Annotated in this window: 5 protein-coding genes; all 5 read right to left on the bottom strand. The window is 38.8% G+C overall.

Features of this window, described 5'->3' with window-relative positions:
* A partial coding sequence (locus ACLUJM_RS12535) for a DNA topoisomerase (RefSeq protein WP_412412948.1) occupies positions 1-935 on the bottom strand: 935 nt, incomplete at its 3' end.
* An 11-nt stretch (positions 936-946) separates the two neighbouring features.
* Positions 947-1,669 carry a hypothetical protein gene (locus tag ACLUJM_RS12530; RefSeq protein WP_412412947.1) on the bottom strand — a complete coding sequence of 241 codons (723 nt, stop codon included), beginning with the start codon at positions 1,667-1,669 and terminating at the stop codon, positions 947-949.
* Positions 1,659-2,561: a hypothetical protein gene (locus tag ACLUJM_RS12525; RefSeq protein ID WP_296154506.1), complete on the bottom strand. Its 903-nt coding sequence runs from the start codon at positions 2,559-2,561 to the stop codon at positions 1,659-1,661. The genes ACLUJM_RS12530 and ACLUJM_RS12525 overlap by 11 nt, the downstream gene beginning before the upstream one ends.
* Complete coding sequence (locus ACLUJM_RS12520) at positions 2,545-2,796, bottom strand: hypothetical protein (RefSeq protein ID WP_296154504.1); 252 nt, start codon at positions 2,794-2,796, stop codon at positions 2,545-2,547. Before ACLUJM_RS12520 ends, ACLUJM_RS12525 begins: the two co-directional genes overlap by 17 nt.
* Positions 2,797-2,807: 11 nt before the next feature.
* The coding region (locus ACLUJM_RS12515) for a CD1108 family mobile element protein (protein WP_412412946.1) at positions 2,808-5,551 on the bottom strand (2,744 nt) is incomplete at its 5' end.

Raw genomic sequence — 5,551 nt, 5'->3', positions numbered from 1 at the left:
CTTTCATTTAAATAACGGGAATCTGTTCTTGGATAAGTTATAAGCTTCTTCTCGTATAAACTCTGTGCGTAATCTAAGGTCTGCTGAGCCGTAAAACCATACACTTGATTAGCTGTTTTTTGTAAACTCGTTAAATCGTGAAGCCGAGGAGCTGAAGTTTTCTTTTGATCTTCAATATAACTAGTAATTATGATTTGTCTCCCCAGATCACCAGGTACGTCTTCTTTATTCTCCCATTGATTAATGGAGTTGAAGATAATTTCTTGATTGTTCTTGATCGTCTGTACTTTTATCTCATAGTATTTCGATCTTACGAAGTTTTTAATTGCGTTATCTCGTTCGACTACCATAGAAACCGTTGGCGTTTGCACTCTACCAATTGTTAGTTTTTCAGAATAACCTACTGTATACAGGCGTGTATAATTCATCCCCACTAACCAGTCTGCTTTTGCTCTTGCCATTGCTGATTGGTAGAGGGATTGAAACTCGCTTCCATCTCTTAGATTTTCTAAACCTTCCTTTATAGCTTTATCTTCGAGGGAAGATACCCATAGCCTTTTAATCGGCTTAGAACACTTTGCTTTAGCGTATACGAGCCTGAAAATAAGTTCTCCTTCCCGTCCCGCATCTGTTGCACAAATGACTTCGTCAACTTCCCGTTTGTTTAAAAGCTCTTTCACTACTTTAAATTGTTTTTGTGTACCTGGAATAATATTAAGTTTCCATTGATCAGGTATCATGGGCAAGGTTTTTAGATCCCATTTTGACCATGAATCACAATAGTCTTCAGGTACTGCTAATGATATCAAGTGTCCGATACACCAAGTAACTATATAATCACCGCACTCAAGATAACCATTGTAGTTACGGCTACTTCCTATCACTTTTGCTATCGTCTTAGCTACAGAGGGTTTTTCTGCAATAATTAACTTCACATCTTCCCTCCTTACTCTTCATCATAAAATTCTTCAGACTCATCATATTCATCTTCTGTATCTAAAAATTCACCTTCAGCTTCATCCCCTAATCCTTCATCATTAGCTTTTTTCTTTTTTTCTAAATACTTTAGGACTAGAGCTACTGCCACACCAGCTAAAATGATAGGCAATAAAAGCATTCGCCTCATTTGTTTCTTCTTTTCTTTTTCTAATCTCTTTTCTTTAAGATCTTTTTCTCTGCTTTCTTCCTGAAGCTTTCGATTTTCCTGTTCAAATCGCTCTTTTTCCTTCTCTCTTTCTCGAGTCTCTTCCGTTAAATTTTTAGTCATACTTGCAAGTTCTTGCTCGTCTGTTGTACCCAGTAATACTACATCTTCACTATATTCGTCGTAATTTACTAACAATTTTAAACTCGTACCGTTAGCCGTTGTGAACGGACTTAAATCAAATTTATTACCTCTTGAGTTAAAGTCATTTCCCTTCTGATCGACATTCATTATGATTCGACCTCTCGACTCGTGAATATCATCTTTTTTAGAGGGATCAAACGGAACAATTTTTTTATTCTGTTCTTGATTTTCTTGATAATTAGCAGCATCAGAATTAATTATCATTTCTTCCTTCACATCTACACCGTGTTCATTTATATTTGAGCTCGCAGTAGCAAAGGCCTGTGAAGAAATACTTAGAAAACACAAAGCCATTGCTACTATTTTCAGCTTATTCTTCATCTTGATCCTCTCTTTCTTCTAATAGACTTTGATCGATTTCAAATAATTCAGTATCACCGTTTTCATCGTAATCTACATCATAGTCCTCATAAAATTCGCCATCATCGTCGTCATCATCAAATCCATCATCATCAAACTCTTCGTGTTGTTTTTTTTGATCTTTAAAGCGTTTAGCTACTATTACACCAACAAGAACTAAAATGACAAGAAAGATCGTCCCACCATTACCTTTTTTCTCTGGTAGTTCTTCTTTTTTCTCTTTCTCATCTTCAATACGTTGACGCTCAAGTTCTTCTTGCCGACGTTTTTCTTCCTCTTCCCGCTCTCTTTCTTCTTGATCTAAATCTTCACCACTCATTACTTTCAAACGATCTTCAGAAAGCTCGCTAAACAGTTCAGAATCAATTATTTCGCCTGTGTCGGGATTTCTCGTAGTTACGAGGTAATACAATTTCCCATTTGTAGCTCGAAATTTTATAAACTGTTGTGTATCAGGTTTTTTCTCTTCAGGTTTAGCTACCGGCGGTGTAGCTTCTTTTTCTGGTGTCGTTTCCGCCTCAGGCTTAACCTGTTGAGGTTGTTCTACTTGACTTGTCGGAGGAGCAGGTGTAGTCGCAGGTGTCGTTGATTTTTTCGGGGATTGTGGTGCCACCTTTTTTGGAGTAACCGCTTGTTTTTTTGCCGGTGCGGGCTTCACTGTCGTTTGCTTATTAGCCCTTGGTTGTTGTTTTTTTGCTTCCGGTCTCAATTTATTCTCTATATAACGGTTTTGTGACGGATTATTATATAGCTTTAATTTATCAGCTATATCCGAATTACTTGCATAAATCGGCTTTGTTAGCAGTATCATACTTAAACAAAGAATAAGTCCTTTTTTAATTTGCGATCTCATCTTCGCCTCCTTCTTCGTTTACTTCATATGCTTCATCAGAAGATTCCATCATATTTAATAAAGGAACTAAATCTTTTAGATCTAGTTCCTTTTCAACAAACAATTCTTCAACTTCCTTGCCGAGATTGGCATAGTATTCATCATTTAATTTTTCTAACTCTTCTTGCATATCAGCAATCTTTGATTCGAGTTTTTGAATCTTCGTTTTCTTTTTTAGCACTCTTTCAATTGTCATTTTGTCTCCTTTTACGGTAAATAACTTCCGAATCCTACAAGTTTACTTCTCCAATACCTTGAATTTAAATCCGCCTCTCTTACACCCCGAGTTGAAGCATGGATCATCTTCCCATTACCAATATAGATGCCGACGTGAGAAATTGGCTTACTGGTATTGTAAGTTCTATGGAAGAACACAATATCGCCAGGTTTTGCTTGCTCCGCAGATACTTTTCTAGCGCCATTGTATAGAGATACTGTTTCTCTTGGGATATTAATACCTTTTTGTTTATATACGTAGTGTATAAAGCCACTACAGTCAAAACCTCTAGGGCTCGTTCCGCCCCAAACATAAGGTACTCCTCCATAACGTTGTGCTTCTTTTAAAATCGAAATTCGTCGTTCACTGACATTTCCTCCATTGCCTGTAGGCTTATAGCCTTTTGGAAGTATAGCTACACGTACTTTTCGACGCCCCCAATTGTAGGCTTCTTTTTTAGTTTCGAATAGCAAATCAAGGCGTTTGCCTTTAATAGCTCCACCTGTATCTTCTGCACGGCAGACACCATACCCTTCTACCCAAAGGACGCTTCCTAATGGAATTACTTTAGGATCCACTGCCACTACACCACGAACAAGCTTTGTTCCCATGGCAGTTCCACTGTAACCTCCATTTTCTTTAGGATCAGGAGTATAAGCAGTCGCTATAAAATAATCACCTATTGGCTGAGCCTCACTGGGCATAGCTCCGCCTTGACCCCAACCTCCTCCGGAGCTGAAATCAAGAGAGCCTATATTGGTATTAGGTCGTGGATTGTACATTTTGTATTGAACCTGACCACTTTCCGACCATAGATGAAAGTAGGGATTTAATATTTGATTTTGGTCATTAATAATCTGAATAGATAGCTTTCCAGACGCTGTTCCGATTTGATCGCCAATTTTTACTTTTCCGCTCTTTGTCGGGCTAACTCCTTTATATTTAATTTTCCATCCTGTGTCGTCGGTTAAAGTTAATCCGTCACTGCTTGAAGATACGGTACCGTTATTTACGGCAATTACCTTTCCACCTCCGGCATTAATATCTAACCAATTATAAAGGGTAACCTTATTGTTTATAACGTTCCAACCGAACATTCGTGATATCTTGCCCTTCCAATCACTTTCTATAGGAGATTCAAAGAGCATGAAGTTACCTTTAGATTCCATATAAATATCGAACTTTTCAAGGTCTGTTACTTTGTCTGAGTCTCCTGAACCACCAGAGATTTCTGGAGTCGAAGGTGGCGGCGTTAACGGTGGATTAGGTTTGGGCTTTGGCTTACGCCTTCCATTGCCTTGAATAAAAGGTAGCGGATTGACGGGCTTGCCATTGACATGAACTTCATAATGTAAATGTGGACCTGAACCGATCCCACTTTTTCCTGTGTGGGCGATGAGCTCTCCACGCTGAACACTTGAACCTACCGGTTTAGGAGCCCTACCATTTAAGTGTTGGTATAAGCTTCTTAGACCACCACCATGGTCCACAACAATATACCAACCACGGAAGCGATTGAATTTGTTTGTTACAACTTTACCTGCTTCAGAAGCATAAACTGGTGTGCCTATTGAAGCTCTAAAGTCCACCCCTCTGTGATAGGTACTAGCTCCAGGTACCGGTGCCCTTCGAGGTCCGAAACGAGAAGAAATACTCATGTTCTTTAAAGGCTGTGCAAATTGACCATTTCCGAAATCGCCAATCTCTCCTGTGAAATCTTCTCCTCCCAGACGAGATCGAAGTACTGTTTCTAAATCATTAGTATATAGAGTTGCCTCTAAAATCTTATACAAGTATGGGCTGCCATTACGGCGATAGCGTACTTCTGTTCTCTTGACGACATTATATTGATATTGTTCTTTAAAAATACTATCAAGTTCACCGGTAACATCTTTCAGTTTGAAGTCTTCATATTTTACGGTGAGATAAGCAATAAGCAAATGGGGATCGTGACCGATGGCATCGTCTTGGACGATATATTCATCGAATCCCGGATAGACTCTTTCTATATTTTGAATCTCCCACTGCAGTTCTGCCTCTTGTTTCATATAGTACTTATCTGCCTCTGTAACGTCGATAAATTCGGCAAGATAGGAGGTGTTGCCTAAATAGGTGATACCTACCAGAGACGAGGATACACACGAAAAAAGCACAAAAATAAGCAGCACGATGATAATACCTAGGGCAAAAATTTTTATTCCCCCTTTTTCACCGACCTTTTTTATCGCTTGACCGGGATTCTTCACCGCATTGCTTATTCTCTCTTTTATGGATAGTGAGTTTGACGTTGTGCCTTTTGATTCTAAATATGCTTCTCTCGCTTTTTTCTTGTTTCTAGCTTTTTGGTAAGCTTGGTTAGCTTTTTTGTTAGCTTTCTTTGCCTTGGAAGCTGCTTTAGCTGTCTTATTGGCGGTCTCAACTGCCATATTTCTATCTGCGTTCAATTGATCGACTCGCTTAGTCGCTTCGTCCTCAATATTAAACTTATGCTCCTTAACCTTATGGATCATGGACGATTCATCATTTTTTAAACGAGACGCATACTGCTTTCTTTTCTTAGATGCCCTTAAAGCTAAAGCAGACATGCCGACACTTCGTGCCACTGTATCGGCACCTGCGTTTTTATCTTTGTTTAACCTTGCAATTCGATCAGATACACTTTCAAGTTTTTGATCAAGCTTTAAGTGTGCCTCATTCATCTTTTCTTCGTCGTCAAATAACATCTTGTCTGAAA

This window comes from Finegoldia sp., assembly GCF_046991905.1.
Taxonomy (GTDB): Bacteria; Bacillota; Clostridia; order Tissierellales; family Peptoniphilaceae; genus Finegoldia.
This window is presented reverse-complemented; position numbering and strand designations above follow the sequence as displayed.

What these genes read in the sequence shown, in the direction of transcription:
- ACLUJM_RS12525 (WP_296154506.1), bottom strand. Translation starts at nt 2,561, where the DNA reads ATGAGATCGCAAATTAAAAAAGGACTTATTCTTTGTTTAAGTATGATA.
- ACLUJM_RS12520 (WP_296154504.1), bottom strand. Translation starts at nt 2,796, where the DNA reads ATGACAATTGAAAGAGTGCTAAAAAAGAAAACGAAGATTCAAAAACTC.
- ACLUJM_RS12530 (WP_412412947.1), bottom strand. Translation starts at nt 1,669, where the DNA reads ATGAAGAATAAGCTGAAAATAGTAGCAATGGCTTTGTGTTTTCTAAGT.